This is a genomic window from Rhodococcus jostii RHA1, from assembly GCF_000014565.1.
Lineage (GTDB): Bacteria > Actinomycetota > Actinomycetes > Mycobacteriales > Mycobacteriaceae > Rhodococcus_F > Rhodococcus_F jostii_A.
In genome coordinates this window covers 7,659,937-7,680,769 of the sequence record NC_008268.1, presented here as the reverse complement: position 1 = coordinate 7,680,769, position 20,833 = coordinate 7,659,937, and the positions used below count along the sequence as shown (strand labels likewise).

At 70.0% G+C, this 20,833-nt stretch carries 20 protein-coding genes; 2 read left to right on the top strand and 18 right to left on the bottom strand.

All coding sequences use genetic code 11. From position 1 onward, the window contains the following. Positions 1–11: 11 nt before the first annotated feature. The 11 genes from gap to rpe all read right to left on the bottom strand — a co-directional run bounded on the left by gap (position 12) and on the right by rpe (position 11,126). Entirely contained in the window at positions 12–1,031 is a 1,020-nt protein-coding gene (gene gap, locus RHA1_RS35030; protein WP_005241784.1) for a type I glyceraldehyde-3-phosphate dehydrogenase, read from the bottom strand. 262 nt (positions 1,032–1,293) lie between these two features. Beyond that, entirely contained in the window at positions 1,294–2,277 is a 984-nt protein-coding gene (whiA, locus tag RHA1_RS35025; RefSeq protein WP_005262275.1) for a DNA-binding protein WhiA, read from the bottom strand. Further along, positions 2,268–3,293 carry a gluconeogenesis factor YvcK family protein gene (locus RHA1_RS35020; protein WP_011598875.1) on the bottom strand — a complete coding sequence of 342 codons (1,026 nt, stop codon included), beginning with the start codon at positions 3,291–3,293 and terminating at the stop codon, positions 2,268–2,270. The genes whiA and RHA1_RS35020 overlap by 10 nt, the downstream gene beginning before the upstream one ends. After that, positions 3,290–4,156: an RNase adapter RapZ gene (gene rapZ / locus RHA1_RS35015; RefSeq protein ID WP_050787545.1), complete on the bottom strand. Its 867-nt coding sequence runs from the start codon at positions 4,154–4,156 to the stop codon at positions 3,290–3,292. Before rapZ ends, RHA1_RS35020 begins: the two co-directional genes overlap by 4 nt. Before the next feature lie 44 nt (positions 4,157–4,200). After that, the gene (uvrC, locus tag RHA1_RS35010; RefSeq protein ID WP_011598874.1) at positions 4,201–6,384 is read right to left on the bottom strand and encodes an excinuclease ABC subunit UvrC; all 2,184 of its coding nucleotides are present in this window, start codon (positions 6,382–6,384) and stop codon (positions 4,201–4,203) included. A 68-nt stretch (positions 6,385–6,452) separates the two neighbouring features. Further along, complete coding sequence (locus RHA1_RS35005) at positions 6,453–6,905, bottom strand: PH domain-containing protein (RefSeq protein WP_005241776.1); 453 nt, start codon at positions 6,903–6,905, stop codon at positions 6,453–6,455. Positions 6,906–6,918: 13 nt separating this feature from the next. Next, entirely contained in the window at positions 6,919–7,410 is a 492-nt protein-coding gene (gene ribH / locus RHA1_RS35000) for a 6,7-dimethyl-8-ribityllumazine synthase (RefSeq protein ID WP_005241766.1), read from the bottom strand. Next, positions 7,407–8,660 carry a bifunctional 3,4-dihydroxy-2-butanone-4-phosphate synthase/GTP cyclohydrolase II gene (locus tag RHA1_RS34995; RefSeq protein ID WP_009480441.1) on the bottom strand — a complete coding sequence of 418 codons (1,254 nt, stop codon included), beginning with the start codon at positions 8,658–8,660 and terminating at the stop codon, positions 7,407–7,409. Before RHA1_RS34995 ends, ribH begins: the two co-directional genes overlap by 4 nt. A gap of 80 nt (positions 8,661–8,740) precedes the next feature. Further along, positions 8,741–9,349, bottom strand: a complete 609-nt coding sequence (locus tag RHA1_RS34990; RefSeq protein ID WP_005241761.1) for a riboflavin synthase — start codon at positions 9,347–9,349, stop codon at positions 8,741–8,743. A gap of 11 nt (positions 9,350–9,360) precedes the next feature. Next, on the bottom strand, positions 9,361–10,413 hold the full coding sequence (gene ribD / locus RHA1_RS34985; protein ID WP_011598873.1) for a bifunctional diaminohydroxyphosphoribosylaminopyrimidine deaminase/5-amino-6-(5-phosphoribosylamino)uracil reductase RibD: 1,053 nt from the start codon (positions 10,411–10,413) through the stop codon (positions 9,361–9,363). A gap of 29 nt (positions 10,414–10,442) precedes the next feature. Then, positions 10,443–11,126 carry a ribulose-phosphate 3-epimerase gene (rpe, locus tag RHA1_RS34980; RefSeq protein ID WP_005241758.1) on the bottom strand — a complete coding sequence of 228 codons (684 nt, stop codon included), beginning with the start codon at positions 11,124–11,126 and terminating at the stop codon, positions 10,443–10,445. 58 nt (positions 11,127–11,184) lie between these two features. Between rpe and RHA1_RS34975 the strand changes: the two genes are divergently transcribed. Further along, the gene (locus RHA1_RS34975; RefSeq protein WP_011598872.1) at positions 11,185–11,523 is read left to right on the top strand and encodes an MmcQ/YjbR family DNA-binding protein; all 339 of its coding nucleotides are present in this window, start codon (positions 11,185–11,187) and stop codon (positions 11,521–11,523) included. Positions 11,524–11,584: 61 nt separating this feature from the next. On the opposite strand, the gene RHA1_RS34970 is transcribed toward RHA1_RS34975, so the two are convergent. From RHA1_RS34970 to fmt, 3 genes are all read right to left on the bottom strand, one after another. Beyond that, positions 11,585–12,442, bottom strand: coding sequence for a mycofactocin-coupled SDR family oxidoreductase (locus RHA1_RS34970; RefSeq protein WP_011598871.1), 858 nt, complete (start codon positions 12,440–12,442; stop codon positions 11,585–11,587). A gap of 129 nt (positions 12,443–12,571) precedes the next feature. After that, entirely contained in the window at positions 12,572–13,999 is a 1,428-nt protein-coding gene (locus tag RHA1_RS34965) for an RsmB/NOP family class I SAM-dependent RNA methyltransferase (RefSeq protein WP_011598870.1), read from the bottom strand. Further along, a complete protein-coding gene (gene fmt / locus RHA1_RS34960) occupies positions 13,996–14,919 on the bottom strand; it encodes a methionyl-tRNA formyltransferase (RefSeq protein ID WP_041812534.1) in 924 nt (307 codons plus the stop codon). Before fmt ends, RHA1_RS34965 begins: the two co-directional genes overlap by 4 nt. 145 nt (positions 14,920–15,064) lie before the next feature. Here fmt and RHA1_RS53720 point away from each other — a divergent pair, with 145 nt between their 5' ends. After that, entirely contained in the window at positions 15,065–15,262 is a 198-nt protein-coding gene (locus tag RHA1_RS53720; protein WP_041812532.1) for a hypothetical protein, read from the top strand. A 59-nt stretch (positions 15,263–15,321) separates the two neighbouring features. Here RHA1_RS53720 and RHA1_RS34950 read toward each other — a convergent pair whose 3' ends face one another. The 4 genes from RHA1_RS34950 to RHA1_RS34935 form a co-directional block, all read right to left on the bottom strand. Further along, complete coding sequence (locus tag RHA1_RS34950) at positions 15,322–16,299, bottom strand: esterase/lipase family protein (RefSeq protein ID WP_011598869.1); 978 nt, start codon at positions 16,297–16,299, stop codon at positions 15,322–15,324. 98 nt (positions 16,300–16,397) lie between these two features. Then, positions 16,398–17,054, bottom strand: a complete 657-nt coding sequence (locus RHA1_RS34945) for a PadR family transcriptional regulator (protein ID WP_011598868.1) — start codon at positions 17,052–17,054, stop codon at positions 16,398–16,400. 139 nt (positions 17,055–17,193) lie between these two features. Then, complete coding sequence (gene rox / locus RHA1_RS34940) at positions 17,194–18,621, bottom strand: rifampin monooxygenase (RefSeq protein WP_041812255.1); 1,428 nt, start codon at positions 18,619–18,621, stop codon at positions 17,194–17,196. Positions 18,622–18,793: 172 nt separating this feature from the next. Further along, a complete protein-coding gene (locus tag RHA1_RS34935; RefSeq protein ID WP_011598866.1) occupies positions 18,794–20,812 on the bottom strand; it encodes a primosomal protein N' in 2,019 nt (672 codons plus the stop codon). Positions 20,813–20,833: the final 21 nt, after the last annotated feature.

The following is a 20,833-nucleotide window of genomic DNA, read 5'->3' as shown; positions in this document are numbered from 1 at the left end:
CGGACCTTCGCTCAGAGAGACTTGGCGACGAGACCGATGAGGTCGGCCAGACGGTTGGAGTAACCCCACTCGTTGTCGTACCAGGACACGATCTTGGCCTGATCGTCGATGACCTTGGTGAGGCCGGAGTCGAAGATCGAGCTGTGCGGGTCGGTGACGATGTCCGACGACACGATCGGGGCGTCCGTGTACTTCAGGATGCCCTTGAGGGGCCCCTCGGCGGCAGCCTTCATCGCGGCGTTGATGTCCTCGACGCTGGCCGACTTCTTCAGGTTCGCGGTGAGGTCGGTGACCGAGCCCGTGGGGATCGGGACACGCAGCGCGTAGCCGTCCAGCTTGCCGAGCAGCTGCGGGAGGACCAGGCCGATGGCCTTGGCGGCACCGGTGCCGGTGGGGACCACGTTCAGGGCGGCGGCGCGGGCACGACGCAGGTCGCTGTGCGGGCCGTCCTGCAGGTTCTGGTCCTGGGTGTAGGCGTGGACCGTGGTCATGAGGCCCTTGACGATGCCGAACTCGTCGTCGAGCACCTTGGCGATGGGACCGAGGCAGTTGGTGGTGCACGAGGCGTTGGAGATGATGTTCTGGCTGCCGTCGTACTTGTCGTCGTTGACGCCCATCACGATGGTGATGTCCTCGCCCTTGGCCGGGGCGGAGATGATGACCTTCTTGGCGCCGGCCTCGAGGTGGCCCTTCGCCTTGGCTGCGTCGGTGAAGATGCCGGTGGACTCGACGACGACGTCGACGCCCAGGTCACCCCAGGGAAGCGCTGCGGGGCCTTCCTTGATGGCGAGTGCCTTGATCTTCTGGTTTCCGACGACGATGGTGTCTTCACCCTCGAGCGAGACGTCGTGCGGGAGACGACCCAGGATCGAGTCGTACTTCAGGAGATGCGCCAGCGTAGCGTTGTCCGTGAGGTCGTTGACCGCCACAATCTCGATGTCGGTGGTTCCGAGCGCCTTCTGCGCATCCACCGCCCTGAAGAAGTTACGTCCGATACGGCCGAAACCGTTTACGCCTACCCGGACAGTCACAATCTGCTCCTTTGCGCATGATTCTGGTTGTGCAGCTCTGCTCCCGCGCCGCTACGACACCACCGACGGGTGGTCGGCGCGAGGTTTCATCGGTCGATGTGGCTCTTACCCTAGTGCGCGGGCCACGCTCGCGCGCAGTCACCTCCGGGCGCCCTTTCCGTGCCGCCCCGACCCGAACGAACGGGACGCTCGTCCGATCTGGCGCAACGAGCGTCCCGTTCGTCCGGGACCGGGGGTGGCGGGAGGCGACCGCCGACGACGGTCAGGCGTCGTCGAGAAGGTCTGCGGTGACGGCCGACTCGGTGTCGGGGATGCCGGTTTCCTTGGCCTTGCGGTCCGCCATGGACAGCAACCGCCGGATGCGGCCGGCCACGGCGTCCTTCGTCATCGGCGGGTCGGCGAGCTGGCCGAGTTCCTCGAGGGACGCCTGCCGGTGCTCCACCCGGAGGTGACCGGCCGCCGCCAGATGGTCGGGCACCTCGTCACCCAGGATGTCGAGGGCCCGTTCGACGCGGGCCGCGGCCGCGACGGCCGCTCGCGCCGACCGGCGCAGGTTGGCGTCGTCGAAGTTGGCGAGCCGGTTGGCCGTGGCACGGACCTCCCGGCGCATGCGGCGTTCCTCCCACACGAGGCGGGTGTCCTGGGCGCCCATCCGGGTGAGTAGCGCGCCGATGGCCTCGCCGTCGCGGATCACCACCCGGTCGGTGCCGCGGACCTCACGCGCCTTCGCGGAGATGCCCAGCCTGCGCGCCGCCCCGACGAGCGCGAGCGCCGCCTCCGGGCCGGGGCAGCTGACCTCGAGCGCCGACGACCGGCCCGGCTCGGTCAGCGAACCGTGCGCCAGGAACGCGCCGCGCCACGCGGCTTCCGCGTCGGCGACGCTGCCACCGACCACCTGTGCGGGAAGCCCGCGCACGGGGCGTCCCCGCAGGTCCAGGAGACCGGTCTGGCGGGCGAGGGCCTCGCCCTCCTTCGCGACCCGCACGATGTACCGGGACGACTTGCGTAGCCCGCCGGCGCTGAGGACGTGGACGTCGGCGCTGTAGGTGAACAGGTCGAAGATCTCGCGGCGCAACCGGCGGGCCGTGGACCCCAGATCCACTTCCGCCTCGACCACGACCCGGCCGCCGACGATGTGCAATCCCCCGGCGAACCGCAGCAGCGACGAGACTTCGGCCTTCCGGCAACTCACATGAGTGACGACGAGACGACTGAGTTCGTCTTTGACCTCTGCTGTCATTGCCACGAAGCGCTCTCCCTTTCCTCTGGTGTCTCGGCCACTTCGCTCCCCCTAGACCCCGCATCGGGGTCGCTCCAGAGCTGTTCGAGAACGGACGCAAGTTTTCCTGCATGGTGCGTGTGGGTGCCGTGCTCCGACACGTCGGCGTACACGACGCGTGCCTGGAACTGTCCGGCGGCGCGGGCGAGGTGCTCGCGCTCGCGCCCCGGTGGAACCGAACCCGAATCGACCACGACGAAGTCGACGGTGAGTTCGGGTGCGTGTTGGGACAGTACGTGCAGATGACGCTCGGTGGAGAATCCTGCGGTCTCGCCCGGCTCCGGAGCCAGGTTGAGCACCAGCACCTTCCGCGCGGCGGTGGCGATCAGCGTGACGAGGAGTTCCGGCACGAGGACGTGTGGGATGACGCTGGAGAACCACGACCCCGGGCCGAGGACGACCATGTCGGCGACCTCGATCGCCCGGACCGCGTCCGGGCAGGCGGGCGGATTCGCCGGCAGCAGTCGCACGCGGCGCACCTTGCCGGGGGTGGTCGCGACCGCGACCTGCCCGCGGATGCAGCGGCTGACCCGCGGGTCCGCCTCGAGGCCCTGCACGTCGGCCTCGATGTCCAGGGCGATCGGCGACATCGGCAAAACGCGCCCGTTGATCCGCAGCAACTGGGCGAGTTCGTCGAGCGCGGCGACGGGGTCGCCGAGCACTTCGGTGAGGCCGGCCAGGATGAGATTGCCCACCGAGTGGCCGGCGAGGGCGCCGATTCCGCCGAAGCGGTGCTGGATGGTGTCCGTCCAGTCCTGCACCTCGGGGTCGTCCGCGGCGAGTGCGGCGAGTGCCATCCGCAGATCCCCCGGCGGGATGACACCCAGTTCGGCGCGCAGCCGCCCCGAGGATCCGCCGTCGTCAGCGACGGTGACGACAGCCGTGACGTCACGGCTGAGCCGGCGCGCGGCGCTAAGGGTGGCGAACAGTCCGTGGCCCCCGCCGAGCGCGACGATCGCAGGCGGCTGGTTCACCGGCCTCATTCGCGCCCCAGATCACGATGGACGACGCGCACGTTCAGCCCGGAGTCCTTTCCGAGTCGGCTCGCCAAGGCCTCCGACATCGCGACACTCCGATGTTTCCCCCCGGTGCACCCCACCGCGATGGTCATGTAGCGCTTCCCCTCCCGACGATATCCCGCGATCGTCAGATCCAGCAGGTGGTGATACGTGGCCAGATAGTCCTCGGCACCGTCCTGCGACAACACGTAGTCCCGCACGTCCTCGCTCTGCCCGGTGTGCGGACGCAACTCGGGAATCCAGTGCGGGTTGGGCAGGAAGCGGACGTCGCAGACGAGATCGGCGTCCATCGGAAGACCGTACTTGAAACCGAACGACTGGACTGTTACCTGCATCGTCCGGTTCTCGGCGTCGCCGAACGCGTCCTCGATCTTCTGCCGCAACTGGTGCGCGGCCAGGGACGACGTGTCGATCACCAGATCCGCGGCGGCCTTCACCTTCGCGAGCTGATCGCGCTCGGCGGCGATGCCCTCCGACAGGGTGCCCTCGGCGCCTCCCCCCGACAGCGGGTGACTGCGGCGCACCTGTTCGAAACGTCGCACCAGGACCTCGTCCGACGCGTCGAGGTACAGCACCCGCGTGTGCACGGGTTTGCTCTCCAGTTCGGTGAGGACCCAGCCGAGATCGCCGGTGAACAACCGGCTGCGCACGTCGATGACGACGGCGAGCCGCTCGAGCCGCGAATCGGATTCCAGGCTCAGATCCACCATCCGGGAAATCAGTTCCGGGGGAAGGTTGTCCGCGACATACCAGCCGAGGTCCTCGAGGACCTTCGCCGCAGTCTGCAGACCCGCCCCGGAGAGCCCGGTGACGAGAAGGAAGTCCATCGGCCGAACCGTGGGTGGACGGTCACTCTGCGCGTGCTGCTCGTTCACTCGACACCTGTCCGTTGCGAAGCGCTCTGTGCTGCCGGGCCGTGCTGTTCTACCGGTTCGCGGGGAATGTCCGCGCCGTTCCGTTCTGCCGTGCCCGGCCCGTTCCGATCTGGTTCATCATCCCCCACTCCCACGACGTCCGCAGACGGTTCCTCCGCCCCGAGAGCGGTGAGTACCGCTTTCGCCGTGGCCGTTCCGATGCCCGGCACCGCGGTGATCTCCTCGACGGACGCCTGCTTGAGGCGGGCGACGGAACCGAAATGCGTCACCAGGGCCTTGCGCCGGGTCTCGCCGAGCCCGCGGACCGAGTCGAGTGCGGACGCCGTCATCCGACGGGACCGCTTGCTGCGGTGGAACGTGATCGCGAAGCGGTGTGCCTCGTCGCGCACCCGCTGCAACAGGTACAGCGACTCGCTCGTGCGCGGGAGGATGACCGGGTCCTCCTCCCCCGGCACCCACACCTCCTCGAGCCGTTTCGCCAGCCCGATCACGGCGACGTCGGTGATGCCCAGTTCGTCGAGGACCGCCGAGGCCGCGGCCACCTGCGGGGCTCCGCCGTCCACGACGAACAGGTTCGGTGGGTACGCGAACCGCCGCGGCCTGCCGGTCTGCGGATCGATCGCCGCCTCCGGGGCCAGGTCGCCGCCGTCCCCGCCCGACACCTGGTCGGCGTCCGCCCCGGCCGCTTCGGCACGTAGCACCCCGACGTCGCGGTTGTGCCGGAGGAACCGTCGCCGGGTGACCTCGGCAATGCTGGCGACGTCGTCGGAGCGACCGTCGCCCGCCGCCTCCTTGATCGCGTAGTGGCGGTAGTCGGACTTGCGGGGCAGGCCGTCCTCGAAGACGACGAGGGAGGCCACCACGTCGGTGCCCTGCACGTGGCTGATGTCGACGCATTCGATGCGCAGAGGCGCCGAATCCAGGTCGAGGGCCTCCTGGATGCCCTGCAGTGCCGCCGACCGGGACGTGAAGTCGCCGGCGCGGCGCAGCTTGTGCTGTTGCAGCGCCTCCGTGGCGTTGCGCTGCACGGTCTCGGCGAGGGCCTTCTTGTCGCCGCGCTGGGGCACGCGGAGGCGGACCGCGGAGCCGCGGAGACCGCTGAGCCACTCCTGCACCTGTTCGGCGTCGGGCGGCAGCACGGGCACCAGGACCTCCCGCGGCACGCCGCTGGTGCCGGCCTCCTGGTCGGTCGCGCCCGACAGCGCCGCCTGCTCCCCGTAGAACTGGGTGAGGAACTGCTCGACGAGCAGCGGCAGGTCCGATCCCGCCTCGGAATCGACGCTGGCCCAGTCGATGACGTCACCGGCCTTCTCGACGACCCAGCCGCGCTGGCCGCGCACGCGGCCGCCCCGGACGTGGAAGACCTGGACCGCGGCCTCGAGTTCGTCGGTCGCGAAGGCGGCGACGTCGGCGTCGGTACCGTCGCCGAGCACGACGGCCTGCTTCTCGAGCGCCCGCCGTAACGCGCCCACGTCGTCTCGCAGCCGCGCCGCCGTCTCGAAGTCGAGTTCTTCGGACGCCTCCTGCATCCGGGCCTCCAGCTGCCGGACCAGCCGGTCGGTGCGTCCCGACAGGAAGTCGCAGAAGTCTTCGACGATCTTGCGGTGCTCGGCCGCGGACACCCGTCCGACGCACGGCGCGGAGCATTTGTCGATGTAGCCGAGCAGGCAGGGACGGCCGATCTGGTTGTGACGCTTGAACACCCCGGCCGAGCAGGTGCGGGCGGGAAAGACCCGCAGCAGCAGGTCGAGGGTTTCACGGATGGCCCACGCGTGCGAGTAGGGACCGAAGTAGCGGACACCCTTGCGTCTGGGCCCGCGGTAGACGAACAGCCGGGGGTACTCCTCGTTCAGGGTGACCGCGAGAACCGGGTACGTCTTGTCGTCGCGGTAGCGGACGTTGAACCGGGGATCGAATTCCTTGATCCAGTTGTACTCGAGCTGGAGAGCCTCGACCTCGGTGCTCACCACGGTCCACTCGACGCTGCCGGCCGTGGTCACCATCTGGCGGGTGCGCGGGTGCAGCGTCGAGACGTCGGCGAAATAGGAATTCAGCCGTGAACGAAGACTCTTCGCCTTCCCGACATAGATGACCCGGCCGTGCGGATCGCGGAACTTGTACACACCCGGGTCGACCGGAATCGTTCCGGTCGCGGGGCGATATGTCGAAGGATCGGGCACCCCTCCACGTTAGTCGGCGCCACCGACCAACCCCGCATCCGCGACGTCGCGGAGGGCCGACCCCCGGTTCAGGACGGTGCGTACTCCGACGCGAGTGCGCGGAAGCGGTCGACGGCGTCCACGGCGTATTCGCGATCGTTCGACTGGATGGCCATCACAGCCAGGTATTCGTCGTCGGGCAGCTCGATCCGGGCCCACGCCGCGCCGTCCGGGAACGACAACCCCTCGTACAGGTCCCAGTCGACGATGCGCTCCCCGAGGACGTTGCGGACGGCGATGCCGCGGGGCCCGACCCGCAACCGGGGCCGGGTCAGCAGCAGGACGGCTGCCGCGAGGAGGCAGCCGATTCCCGCGAACGCCAGCTGGTCGGCGAGCCGGAAGTACACGCCCGTGGAATCGCCGCGCAGCAGGATTGCGAACGTCACATGTACGACGACGAGAAGAATCGCGACACCGATGGCGTATCGACGCGACTTGCGTGGCGTCGCGACGAGTGTCCACTCGGATTCGGGAGTGGTCATGGATGGATCCGGATCATACGAAGGACTCCTCGGCGCGGCGCAGTCGCGCCAACGTGACTGCGGTGTCCAGCGCGGCCGCGCACGCCTGACCGCCCTTGTCCTCGACGGAGCCGGGCAGGCCACTGCGGTCGACGGCCTGCTGCTCGGTGTCCGTGGTGAGCACACCGTTCCCGACCGGGGTGCTCTCGTCCAGCGAGACCCGGGTCAGACCGGCCGTGACGGCGTCGCAGACGTATTCGAAGTGCGGCGTCCCGCCGCGGATCACGACACCGAGCGCGACGACGGCGTCGTGGGTGCGGGCCAGGGCCTGCGCCACCACCGGCAGTTCGATGGCACCGGCGACCCGGACCAGGGTGACGTTCTTCACGTTCGCCTCGGCCGCCACCCGCTGCGCGCCGGCGATCAGCGCCTCGGAGATCTCGGCGTGCCAGCTGCCGGCGACGATGGCGAGCCGGAGGTCGCCCGCCTCACCGAGTTGCAGCTCCGGCAGTCCCTCACCACTCACAGCATTTCTCCCGCTTCGAAGTCGTCGAGCCCGATCAGGTCGTGGCCCATGCGGTCGCGCTTCGTGCGCAGGTACGTCAGATTCTCGGCGTTCGCCCGCAGCGGCATCGACACCCGCTCGGTGATCTGCAGGCCGTAGCCGTCGAGACCGACCCGCTTGGCTGGGTTGTTGGTGAGCAGACGCATCGAGGAGATGCCCAGATCCACGAGGATCTGCGCGCCGATGCCGTAGTCGCGGGCGTCGGCGGGCAGCCCCAGCTCGAGGTTGGCGTCGACGGTGTCCGAACCCGCATCCTGCAACTGGTAGGCCTGCAGCTTGTGCATGAGGCCGATGCCCCGGCCCTCGTGCCCGCGCATGTACAGGACCACACCGCGGCCCTCCTGCGCGACCATGTCCAGCGCGGCGTCGAGCTGGGGACCGCAGTCGCACCGCAGCGAACCGAACACGTCGCCGGTGAGGCATTCGGAGTGCACGCGCACGAGCACGTCGCTGCCGTCGCCGTCCGGGCCGGGCAGGTCGCCGCGGACCAGCGCCACGTGCTCGACGTCGTCGTAGATGCTCCGGTAGCCGACGGCCGTGAACTCGCCGTGCCGGGTGGGGATGCGCGCCGACGCGACCCGCTCCACGTGCTTCTCGTGCTTGCGGCGCCACGCGATCAGGTCGGCGATCGAGATCAGGGCAAGGTTGTGGTCGTCGGCAAAGACCCGCAGCTCGTCGGTCTGGGCCATGTGGCCCTCGTCCTTCTGGCTGACGATCTCGCAGATCACACCCGCAGGCCGGAGGTCGGCCATCCGGGCGAGGTCGACGGCGGCCTCGGTGTGGCCGGGACGGCGCAGCACGCCGCCCTCCTTGGCGCGCAGCGGCACGACGTGGCCGGGCCGGGTGAAGTCCTGGGCGCCGCTGGACGGGTCGGCCAGCAACCGCATGGTGGCGGCGCGGTCGGACGCGGAGATGCCGGTTCCGATGCCCTCCCGGGCGTCGACGGTCACGGTGTACGCGGTGCCGTGCTTGTCCTGGTTGGTGGCGTACATCGGCGGCAGGCCGAGGCGGTCGCAGTCGGCGCCGTCGAGCGGCACACAGAGATAGCCGGACGTGTATCGAACCATGAAGGCAACCAACTCGGGGGTGGCCTTCTCCGCGGCGAAGATGAGGTCTCCCTCGTTCTCGCGGTCCTCGTCGTCGACGACGACGACTGCCTTGCCTGCGGCGATGTCCGCAACGGCGCGCTCGATACTGTCGAACCTGGTCACGTGCTCGGTCTCCAAAGTCTTGACTTAGGCATCTTCGAATACAACGGATGCATCCGTGGGATGCTCCTCAACAGTACGACTCAGCGGCCGGCCGCTTGCAGCCGCTCCACATACTTCGCGATCACGTCGACCTCGAGGTTGACGGGCGTCCCGACGGACGCCGCTCCGAGCGTGGTCAGCTGCAGCGTGGTGGGGATGAGCGAGATCTCGAAGTACTCCTCGCCGCGTTCCCCGCCGAGCGCCGAGACCGTCAGCGACACACCGTCGACCGTGATCGAGCCCTTCTCCACGACGTACCGGGAGATGGCGTCGGGCAGCGCGATGCGCACGACCTCCCAGTTCTCGGACGGGCTGCGGCTGATGATGTGCCCGGTGCCGTCCACGTGGCCCTGGACGAGGTGGCCGCCGAGGCGGCTGTTCAGGGCGGCGGCACGCTCGAGGTTGACGCGGCTGCCCACGTCGATCTTCTGCAGGCTCGACCGGTTCAGCGTCTCCTGCATGACGTCGGCCGTGAAGGAGCCGTCGGCCAGCACCTCGACGACGGTCAGGCACACACCGTTCACCGCGATCGAATCCCCGTGTGACGCGTCGGAAGTCACGACCGGACCACGGACGGTGAACCGTGCGGCGTCGGCCAGTTCCTCCTTGGCGACGACCTCACCCAATTCTTCGACGATCCCGGTGAACACTGTGGCTTCTCCTACGTTCGGTGACTGTCAGGGTTTTCGGACACTGCTGGAACCAGACTCAACAACAGCTCGGAGCCGATTGTTTCGACCGACTCGTGACGGAACCGCAGCGCGCCGTCGATCGTGTGCACTCCTGCCTCCGCGACCGCGGACGTGCCGGCGCCGAGGATCAGCGGGGCGAGGTACGCCTGGATGCGGTCGACCCGGCCCGCGGCGAGGAATGCGCCCGCCAGCCGGGGCCCGCCCTCGAGCAGCACATCGGTGTACTCGGCGAGTGCGGCGAGGACCTCGTCCACATCGTGCGTGCGCAGCAGCAGGGTGGGCGCGGAGTCGTCGAGGACCCGGGCGTCCGCCGGGATGTCGCCGAGTCCGACGACGACGCGCACCGGCTGGTGGGCCGCGAGCGATCCGTCGGGCATCCGGGCGGTCAGCCGCGGGTCGTCGGCGAGCACCGTCCCGGTGCCGACCACGATCGCGTCCAGTTTCGCCCGGTCGGCGTGGACGCGTTCCCGGGCCTCGGGACCGGTGATCCACTGGCTGGTGCCGTCGGCGGCGGCGCTGCGCCCGTCCAGGGTGGCCGCGTACTTCCAGGTCACGTGCGGCCGTCCGGTGCGCTGCCGGTGCAGCCAGGCCCGGAGCGGCCCGCGTTCGACGTCCTGGGCCCGCAGCCCGGACGTCACCTCGACACCCGCCGAGATGAGGGTTTCCGCGCCGCCCGCGGCCTCGGGGTTCGGATCACCCACCGCATAGTGCACCGCAACCACACCGGCATCGAGCAGCGCCTGCGAGCACGGCCCGGTCCGGCCGTGGTGGTTGCACGGTTCCAGCGTCACGACGGCGGTGCCGCCGCGTGCAGCGTCCCCCGCCTCCCGCAGTGCGACGACCTCCGCGTGGGGACCGCCGGGAGGCTGCGTCATCCCGACACCGGCGATGCGTCCCGCGGCGTCGAGGACCACTGCGCCGACCGCCGGATTGGGGCTGGTGAATCCGCGCGCCGACTCCGCGGCGCCGATGGCGATCTGCATCGCGGCGTCGAGGTCCGCCGCCGAATTCTCGTGCCGCACGTGGGAGTTCACGATGTGCCGGAGCGCCGTTACCGCGACAGGCTCAGGTGCGGTGACGCCTTGGCGGCGCTGGCGCGCAGGGCGCGCACGGCCTCCGCGGGATCGCTCGTCCCGTAGACGGCGGACCCGGCGACGAAGCAGTCGACGCCCGCCTCGGCAGCGGCCTCGACGGTGTCGGCGTTGATGCCACCGTCGATCTCGACGACCAGTCTCAGCTCACCCGAGTCGACGAGTCGGCGGACCGCCTTCGCCTTCGACAGCACCTCGGGGATGAACGACTGACCACCGAAGCCGGGCTCGACGCTCATGACGAGGAGCGTGTCGAAGTCCTTCAGGATCTCGAGGTACGGCTCGATCGGCGTGCCGGGCTTGACGCTGAGACCGGCCTTGGCGCCGGCGGCGCGGATGTCACGGGCCACGGACCGGGGGTCGTCGGTCGCCTCCGCATGGAAGGTGACGTTGTGCGCGCCCGCCTCCGCGTAGGGCGGCGCCCAGCGGCCGGGGTCGTCGATCATGAGATGGCAGTCGAGCGGGATGTCCGTCGCCGCGAGCAGGCTCTGCACGACGGGAAGGCCGAGCGTCAGATTGGGCACGAAATGTGCGTCCATCACGTCGACGTGCAGCCAGTCGGCACCGGCGACGGCGTCCGCCTCCTCGGCGAGACGCGCGAAATCGGCAGACAGAATGGACGGTGCGATCATCGGGGTTGCCACGGGCCGCAGTTTAGTCGTACGCGTGCCGGGGCCGGGTCCCGCGGTCCATACTGGGCTCATGCCGACCTGGACGGACGTCGTGGCGATCGGTGTCGCCCTGCCGGACGTGCAGGAGAGCACGTCGTACCGCACCCCGGCTCTGAAGGTGGCGGGCAAGCTGCTCGCCCGGTTGCGGGCCGAGTCGGACGGGGGCCTGGTGGTGATGTGCGACCTCGACGAGAAGGCGGCCCTGCTGGCCCAGGGCGCACCGTTCTACACCACTCCGCACTACGGCGGTCACAGTTCGATCCTCGTCGACCTCGAGAACGTCGACGTTCCGCAGCTGACCGAGTTGCTGCAGGATGCCTGGCGGATCAAGGCACCGGCGAAGCTGCGCAAGCAGTTCGACCAGACCTGACGCGAACGGCGAGGGCCCGGACGGCGCCCGCACACCGGCCCGGACCCTCATCGGATCGGCGTCAGACGCCGAGCTTGAGGCCCGCCCCCGCATCGACCCGGAGTTGCTGACCGGTGACGAACCGGGACTCGTCCGACGACAGGAACACCACCGCGTGCGAGATGTCCTCAGGCTCGACCCACGGGGTGGGCATGGCCTGCATGAACGGGAACGTGACCTTCGCGTCCTCGGCGGTCGGGTTCTCCAGGTCGGGGCGGAACGTGCGGAACATCGGCGGACTCTGCAGCATGTCCGTGTTGCAGTTCGTGGGATGGATCGCGTTGACGCGGATGGACTTCGGGCCCAGGGTGAGCGCGAGCGAGTTGGTGTACGTCCACAGCATCTTCTTGGCGAGACCGTAGCCGTCGCCGCCCGGCCCCTGCAGGGCCTGCTGGCCGTTCAGACCGGTCTGCGGGACCAGCCCGGCCACCGATCCCGTCGCGATGATCGACGCGCCGGCGTCCAGGTGCGGAAGGGCGGAGTGAATCGTGTTGATCACTCCGACGAAGTCGACGTCGAACGCATCGACGAATCCCTCGACGGGCACGTCGTTCCCGAGAGGCGCGATCCCGGCATTGGCGACCACGACGTCCAGCCGGCCCAGCGTCGCGACGGCGGCGTCGAGTTCACATTGCAGGGCCGCGCGGTCGCGCACGTCCACCTTGGCGGTCACGACCCGGCGCCCCGCCTTCTCGACGAGCCGTCCCGTCTCCGCGAGATCGGCCTCGGTCGCCAGCGGGTATTCGTTGGATGCGATGTCCTCGCAGAGGTCGAAGGCGATGATGTCGGCGCCCTCGTCGGCGAGATGCACTGCATGACTACGCCCCTGACCCCGCGCCGCTCCCGTGATCAGAACGACCTTCCCCGCTACCCGATTCATCTGAAGTCCTCCACTCGCTTCGTGACGTACGTCTCTGTCGCGAGAAGAATTAGAACACGTTTCACGTAAAAGTGGAACAGGTTCTACCAGGAGTCGGGCAGATGTCCAGGTAGCGGGGACGCCCCCGCCCTACGGCTTGCGCAACGCAGCCATGAACATCGCGTCGGTGCCGTGCCGGTGCGGCCAGAGCTGGACTCCCGGACCGTCTCCCAGACCCGGCACACCGGGAACGAGCTCACGCGTGTCGAGTGCCGTGAGCCCGTAGCGGCGCACCGCGTCCGCGACCACGGCCACCGTCTCGGACAGGTGCGGCGAACACGTCGCGTAGAGGATCACGCCGCCCGGACGAACCAACTCGACGGCCGACGCCAGGAGTTCGCGCTGCAGTTTCGCGAGACCAGCCACGTCCGACGGCTGCCGGCGCCACCGCGCCTCCGGACGTCGGCGCAACGCACCCAGTCCGGTGCACGGCGCGTCGACCAGGATGCGGTCGTACCCGCCCGCCAGCCCGGGATCCCGCCCGTCGGCGACGTGCACGTCGACCGGGAGTTCCTTCGTCGTCTTGCGGATCAGGTCCGCGCGGTGTTCCACCGGCTCCACGGCGTCGAGGCGTCCGCCCTCGATTCCGGCGAGGGCGCCGAGCAGGGCCGCCTTGCCGCCCGGGCCCGCGCACAGGTCGAGCCAGCGGCCCGCGTCCGGACCGTCCAGCGGTGCCAGCGACAGCGCCCGGGCGACGAGCTGACTGCCCTCGTCCTGCACTCCTGCGAGCCCCTCACGGACGGCGTCGAGCAGCCCCGGGTCGCCGCCGTCCAGATAGACCGCGTACGGCGAGTAGCGCCCCACCTCGCCGCCGGTGGCGAGCGCGAGTTCCTCCGACGAGATCTCCCCCGGGCGGGCGACGAGATGCACCACCGGCCGGGCGTCGTCGGCGATGAGGACGTCCTCGAGTTCGCCGGCGTCGGCACCGAGCGCGTCGGCGAACACCTGCGCGATCCACGTGGGATGCGCATGCTCGAACGCCAGCCGCCCCACCGGGTCGGCCGGGGCGAGGCGCTCCACCCATTCCGCTTCGGACCGCTCCGACACCCGGCGCAGCACGGCGTTGACGAAGCCGGCCTTCCCCGGGCCGGCCTCCGCGCGCACGAGATCGACGGAGGTGGCGACGGCGGCGTGCGGGGCGACGCGGGTGCGCAGCAGCTGGTAGGCGCCCAGCTGGAGGACGTCGAGGAGCGGTCCGTCGATCTCCGCGATCGGCCTGCCTGCGCAGTCGGCGATCACGGCGTCGAGGAGCCCGCGGGCGCGGGCGGCGCCGTAGGCCAATTCCGTGGCGAGGGCCGCGTCACGTCCGTCCAGGCGCCGCTCACGCAGCAGCCCGGGCAGCACGAGATTGGCGTAGGCGTCGCGTTCCCGGACGGCGCGCAGCACGTCCCTCGCGGCGAGCCGCGGCTGGTCGAGACCGGACTGCGACGCGTCGGGCCGGCGGGCCTGGCGGGGACGGTTGTTGCGGGCCCCCGAGCCGGACTGGCCGCGACGTGCAGGCCTTCTGGATTCGCTCACTGTGCCCGTACCTCCGCGTCGAGTCGTGCGCCTCGCGCCCAGTCCAGGGCGGCCATCTGTTTCTTGCCCTGCGGTTGGATGCGGTCGAGCCGCACCGCCACCGTGGACGTGCCGATCAGGAATCCGGCCTTGGTCACCGAGATCTCCCCCGGCTCCAGTCGCTCCTCCGTCGGAGTGACCGGCCCGACCTTGACGCGCAGATCGCCGATCATGGTCCAGGCGCCGGGCGCGGGGGTCACCGAGCGGACGTGCCGGTCCACCACGGCAGCTGTTCTGTCCCACCGGATCCGGGCCGCCTCGACGCTCACCTTGGGCGCGTGCGACACCCCGTCGGCCGACTGCGGGACCGCGGTGATCGCGCCGTCCTCGATCCCGTCGAGAACCGACTCCAGGAGGACCGCACCGCTGTCGGCCAGGCGCCCCAGCAGATCCCCGGCGGTATCGGAATCGCGGATCCTCTCGGTGACCACCCCGTAGACCGGCCCGGTGTCCATCCCCGCCTCGAGCCGGAACGCACTCGCGCCGGTCATGTCGTCGCCCGCACCGATCGCGGCCTGCACGGGGGCTGCCCCGCGCCACGCCGGCAACAGCGAGAAGTGCAGGTTCACCCAGCCGTGGGCCGGGATGTCGAGGACCTTCTGCGGCAGCAGCGCCCCGTAGGCGACGACGGGCGCGCAGTCGGGTGCGAGGTCGGCGAGACGCGCCAGGAAGTCCGGCTCCGAGGGCCGCTCGGGAGTCAGCACCTCGATGCCGTGGGAGTCGGCGAGTGCACCGATAGGTGAACGGACCACCTTGCGTCCGCGGCCTGCGACCGCGTCCGGGCGGGTGATGACCGCCACGACGTCGTGGCGCGGCGAACGGATCAGGCGTTCGAGCGAGGGAACAGCGGGCTCGGGGGTTCCGGCGAAGACTATGCGCACGTCGGCGACCCACACGACGGACGGTGGACCGCTGCGCGGGCCGAAACGATACTCACGAAGAAAGCTCCCCTTTGATCGACGATGTGCCGACCAGTCTAGGGAGTCGGCCCCGGGCCATAACACTCGGCGAACAGTCGGCGAATCGATTCCGCAGAACCGCACACAGCGACGGCGGACGGGTATTGACTGTTCCGAGGCCGGTGCCCCCGTCGCCGCCCTGCAGGGCGTGAGCGATTCCGACGCCGAACACCTCGCGGCCGCGTTCGACATCGAGACCGTGAAGGACCTCGGCACCGACAAGTACTTCCTGTGGGCGCAGGCCGCCGCGAAACTGGCGGAGTAGCACACACACGAGGAAGCGGGGAGCCGTACAGCGCACGGCTCCCCGCCTCATTCGTGGGTCTATCTGTTGCTGTCGAGAATCACCTGCGGAATACCCGCACCGACCGGGACGAACTCGCAACGAGCCAGCGGAGTCGCGTCCGGGTCGAGCGCCGCCCGGACGAGGTCGAGCGCGAACGGATCGTAGGGCGCCTGGAAATGTCCGGTGCCGTCCTGGGGGCATCGATCCTGGATCAGGATGTTGTCGGCCCCGGCGCCGTGGAGCGCCATGTTCGTGTACGGCTGGATCATCTCGTCGTACCGAGACCCGATCGTCGTGTACGCGACACCGGGCACGGTGTCACCGCCCGCGTTGAGGGCGTTCATGAACGGCGAGCCCTGCATCTGCTGGCTGACGGCCACCGATGTCACCGTGCGGGCGAAATCCGGTCCGCCGGGAAGCGCCTGGACGATCGGAACGAGGCCGTACATCACTCCCCCGTAGCTGGGCGACGCCAGTCCGACCCAGTGGTCGACGAACGGGGCGCCGCCGAGCTTGTTGACGTAGTACCGCGTGACGTTCGCACCTTGCGAGTATCCGACCGTGTCGACCTTGTCGGCGCCGGTCGCGTCGCGGACCCGGTCGACGAATCGGCCGAACTGCTCCGCGCTCGCGACGATGTCCTCGGTGCCGTACGTATCGGCACCCGGCGCTCCGCCGTAGTTGAGTGCGAACACGCAGTAGCCGTCCGCGGCGAGCATCGGCGACAGGGCGGCCCAGTCCGCGTAGGCGCTGGCGTCGGTGCCGTGTGCGAGCACCACCGGCTCGGGGTGGTCCGGGGAAGGTGTGCAGGAGAAGTCGTTCGATCCCGCGGGCGCGGTGCCCGGGTGCTCGTGCGCATATGCGGCGGCGGCACTACGTCCGGTCTGGGGAAGCCCGGCCGTGGCGGGCACGACGGGTTGGGGCGGTGAGGCGTCGTCCGCATGGGCGGTGGACACTGCGCCGGACATCAGCAGGACAACACCCGCGACGACCGCACCGGCACCCCGAAATCTCATGATCTCTCCCGACTTCGCCGTGACATCTCCGTGAACTTTCCCAGAATGTGCACACGCTGTCGCGTCGAGACGGCGGGCCCGCGGTGAGTCGCGACGCCCTACGAGTCGGTGTCATCCTTGCCGGCTTCGCTCTGATCGTCTTCCGCGAGAAGGCGATACATCGCGCGACGCGCCTCGGTGAGAATCTCGCCGGCACGCCGGACCTGTTCGTCGTCACCGACGGCGGCGACCTGCCCCGCAGCACCCATCAGCAGCCCGATCAGACCCCGCAGGTCCTCGGCTGGCCTGCCGACACTCTCCCGCACGTCGTCCCACGGGGTGCCGAGTTCGGTCTTGTTCGCTTCGACGAAGGCCTCGCCCTCGTCCGTCAGGCGTGCGGTCTTGCGGCCCGCCACCTTTTCGATCAGCACCAGACCCTCGTCCTCGAGCTGTGACAGCGCGGGGTAGATCGAGCCCGGGCTTGGCTTCCACACCCCGTCGCTGCGTTCGACGATCTGCTGAATCAGCTCGTAGCCGTGCATCGGCTCCTCGGTGAGCAACAGCAGGATCGCGGAGCGGACATCGCCGCGCCGCCCCCTGCCACCCCGTCCGCGTCCGCGGCCGAAGTGCATTCCCGGGCCGAACCCGGGATCGCCCTCGGGCCCGAAGCGGCCTCGCCGGTGTCCGTGACGGTGGGGCCCCTCGGGCCGCCCCGTCCGTTCGCGCGCGAATCGGTCCCGTCGGGGACCCCTGTGTTCGAAATGGAAGTTTTCCATCATCAGCCTCCTTCTGTATCGATGATGCATCAACGATATATCGTCAATTGACACTCGGCAAGGTCCTTTTCTGTGACGGTGGTCAAGTCGCCCCCGGACTCGCGGGCGCTGCGCCTGCCGAGTCCGGAGGCGTTCGCGCTCAGTCGGCAGCGGCGCCGAACCACTCGCGGAGCCGGCCGACCAGATCCTGCTGGTCGTCACCGACCCACGCCACATGCCCGTCCGGTCGCAGCAACGCTGCGGGCACGTCCAGTTCCTCGCTGACGTCGACGACGTGGTCGACCCGGCCCGCCCAGCCCGTCACCGACAGCCGGCCGGTCTGGTCGAGCAGTAGTCCGCGGCCGTCGTGCATCAGCTCGTAGAGACGTCCCCGCTTCAGCCCCACGTCCCGTAGGCGCCGGCCGAGCAGTTCGTGCCCCTCGCCGAAGTCGTAGCGGACCCCGATCGCGATGATCTTCTCGGTCAGGTACCGGTTCACGTTCTCGAAATCCATCAGTTCCGACACCAGCCGGCGCACCGCCTGGGGCCCCGGCTCGAGGGACATCAGCTCCATCTGGGCGCGGGTGTTGGTCAGCACGTCGGCGGCTACCGGGTGCCGTTCGGTGTGGTAGCTGTCCAGCAGCCCCTCCGGGGCCCAGCCACCGACCTCGGCTGCCAGTTTCCAGCCGAGGTTGAACGCATCCTGGATACCGAGGTTGAGCCCCTGACCGCCGACCGGCGGGTGGATGTGCGCCGCGTCGCCGGCCAGCAGCACCCGGCCGACCCGGTAGCGCTCGGCCTGCCGGGTGGCGTCGCCGAAGCGGGACAGCCACCGCGGCGAGTGCACGCCGAAGTCGGTGCCCGCGGTTGCCCGCAGCTGTTGCTTCAACTCGTCCAGGGTCGGCGCGACCGTGCGGTCCTCGGCCACCCCTGCGGCGGGCACACCGATGCGGTACACCCCGTCCTCGAGCGGCATGGCGCCGAACCGGAGCTGGGTCTTGCGGACCTCGGCCACCACGGCGTCCAGCGTCTCCTGCGGCGCGGTCAGCTCCACCTCGCCCAGCAGTGTGTCGACTCTGCCGGGCTCGCCGGGGAAGCCGACGCCGAGCAGCTTCCGCACCGTGCTGCGGCCGCCGTCGCAGCCGACGAGGTAGCGCGAGCGCAGCTGGGTGCCGTCGGCCAGCAGGGCGGTCACCCCGTGTTCGTCCTGAGTCAGGCCGACCAGTTCGCAGTCGCGCCGGATCTCGACGCCGACTTCGGTGGCGTGCTCGGTCAACAGGCGCTCGGTGGTGGTCTGCGGGATACCCAGAACGTACGGATGTGCGGTGTCCAGCCGCTCGGGAGCCGGCTTTCTGATGCCGGCGAAGAAGCCACCGACCGGGTACTGCGTACCGATCGCGAGGAACCGCTCCAGCAGACCGCGCTGGTCCATCATCTCGATGCTGCGCGCGTGCAGGCCCAGCGAACGGACAACCCTGGTCGGCTCTGTGTCCTTCTCCACCACGAGCACCTGAACGCCGTGCAACCGCAACTCGCAGGCCAGCATCAACCCGGTCGGTCCGCTGCCCGCAACGATCACGTCGATCATGAAAACCCCCACACGTATGCCGCGAATACCGATTTCCGCTGGTCCTGGCTTCGGTGGGAGATTCTGCGGCACGACCCGGGTCTTGCCGCAAGGCCCCCGGTGCGTTATATGTTGAGAGTGGCAGGGAGTGGATAATTTCCTTGCCATTCCTTCTGGTCACCCCGGGGCCGAACTAGCCGATGCGAATGGGGTCGATCTGGACGCGGGCAGGCTGCGAGTCCTTGCGCGCACTGCGCACCGACTGCGCCTCTCCCAGCGCTTTGGCCAGAGGCTTCCCCTCGCCCCGCGGCACCCGGATCAGCATGCGCTCCACGTCCGCGGGCTCGGGCGCGTCGCCGGAGAACGGCAGCCGCTCCCCCGCAGGCAACTCGACCGGGCCGAGCAATTCCGCATTCGCCGGCAGGTCGGCGAGGTCCAGGAGATCGGCGATCGCCTTCGCACTGCCGTCGATCGCCGCGAGGTGGATGGCGGGCGGAAATCCGACTTCGGCCCGCTCCTCGTACTGCGCACGGGCATGACCGACCGGATCCCAGCGAACCAGCGCCTGCACGGTCGGAATCCCCGAATCGGCGACCACGACCACCTGACCGCCCTCGGCGAACGGCCGCACGAGCGACGACGCCGTCATCCACCGGCGCAGCGTCTCCTCCGCGGCGCGCAGGTCGGGACGGCCCAGCAGCGCCCAGCCGTCGAGCAGCAACGCCGCGCCGTAGCCGCCCGGCATCACCGGTTCGGCCCCGACCGTCGACACCACGAGGGTGGGACCCTGCTTCACCTCGTCCACGACGTCCGTGCCCCCCGACATCCGGACGGGCACCCCGGGAAACGCGCGACCCAGTTCCTCGGCGGTCCGTCCGGCACCGACCACGACGGCCCGCAGCGCCTTCGCTCCGCACGCGTGGCAGCGGTGTGCGGCGTCGGCGACGCCACACCATCGGCACGCGGGCGTCCCCGCCCCGTCCGGGCCGGCCGCGGACGGCAGCGCGAGAGGTCCGTTGCATCGTCGGCATCGCGCGGGCGCCCGGCATTTGCCGCACGCGAGGCTGGGCACGTAGCCGCGCCGGGGCACCTGGACCAGCACTCCCCGGCCGGCGCCGAGCGCCTCCCGGGCAGCCGCGAACGCGATCGCGGGCAACCGGGCCGCGCGCGCACCGGGATCGCGGGCCAGGGCGTGGTCACTGTCCGCGAGTGCGGTGATCTTCGGGGCGGCCGCCCGCACCGAGTCCCGGGAGGCCACGAGGTCGTGCGCCCACCCCGAGTCGACCAGGGCCTGCGCCTCCGCGGTGCGCGCGTGACCGGCCAGCACCACCGCGCAACCACTGGCGTACGCGCGGAGCAGCGCCACCTCTCGGGCGTGCGGATAGGGTGCGCGCGGCTCGGAATGGTTGTCGTCCCCGTCGTCCCAGACCACGATCAGCCCGGTGCGCGGCGTCGGCGCGAACACCGAACTCCGGGTCCCGACGACGACCTTGGCCGTCCCGCGCAGCGCCGCCAGCCAACGCCGGTACCGCAGGGCCGGACCGAGACCGGCGGCAAGTCCGACGACCGCGTCCTTGCCCAGGAGCTTTTCCACCGCCGCGACCACACGGTCGAGATCACGCTGATCGGGAACGACGACGACGGTGCTCGCCCCGGTGGCGGCGACGAGCCCCGACAGTTCCGCGAGACGCGCAGGCCAGTCCTCGCCGGGGAGCGCCTGCCAGACCGCGCGCGGGGCACGCTCCCCCGACAGTGCGGTCAGGAATGCGCCGCCGTGCACGTACCGGTCCCACGCCTCGGTCTCGATCGCGCTGTCCGGCACCTCGGGGGGTTCGGACGCCGCCTCGGACTCCGCCCGCGCGTGCCTCGGCGGGATCGCGAGCCGCAGGACGTCCGCGCGGGTTCCGGCATATCGGCCGGCGACGAGGTCGACCACCCGGGTGATCTCCTCGGTCAGGACCCGCTCGGGCGAGATCACCCGTTCGAGCCAGCCGAAACGGCCCTGATGGTCGCTCGTCGCGTTCCGGGAGACGACGAACCCGTCGACCAGACGCCCGGCGAACCGGATGCGCACCCGGACCCCGGGCCGCGCCTGCTCGTCGAGGTCCTGCGGAACGAGGTAGTCGAATTCGCGGTCGAGGTGGGCAAGCGGAAGCAGCGGCAGCACCCGGGCAACCGGATCGACTTCTGCCGCAACCTTTTCCGCGCTCACGCGACGGCCCCTACCGGAGCG

Excerpts from the sequence above, each read along its gene's own strand:
- rox (WP_041812255.1), bottom strand. The coding sequence starts at position 18,621 with ATGATCGACGTGATCGTTGCGGGCAGCGGACCGACCGGGTTGATGCTG.
- RHA1_RS34970 (WP_011598871.1), bottom strand. The coding sequence starts at position 12,442 with ATGAATCGGGTAGCGGGGAAGGTCGTTCTGATCACGGGAGCGGCGCGG.
- RHA1_RS35005 (WP_005241776.1), bottom strand. The coding sequence starts at position 6,905 with ATGACCACTCCCGAATCCGAGTGGACACTCGTCGCGACGCCACGCAAG.
- rapZ (WP_050787545.1), bottom strand. The coding sequence starts at position 4,156 with ATGGACTTCCTTCTCGTCACCGGGCTCTCCGGGGCGGGTCTGCAGACT.
- RHA1_RS34945 (WP_011598868.1), bottom strand. The coding sequence starts at position 17,054 with ATGGAAAACTTCCATTTCGAACACAGGGGTCCCCGACGGGACCGATTC.
- RHA1_RS34975 (WP_011598872.1), top strand. The coding sequence starts at position 11,185 with ATGCCGACCTGGACGGACGTCGTGGCGATCGGTGTCGCCCTGCCGGAC.
- RHA1_RS34950 (WP_011598869.1), bottom strand. The coding sequence starts at position 16,299 with ATGAGATTTCGGGGTGCCGGTGCGGTCGTCGCGGGTGTTGTCCTGCTG.
- RHA1_RS35020 (WP_011598875.1), bottom strand. The coding sequence starts at position 3,293 with ATGAGGCCGGTGAACCAGCCGCCTGCGATCGTCGCGCTCGGCGGGGGC.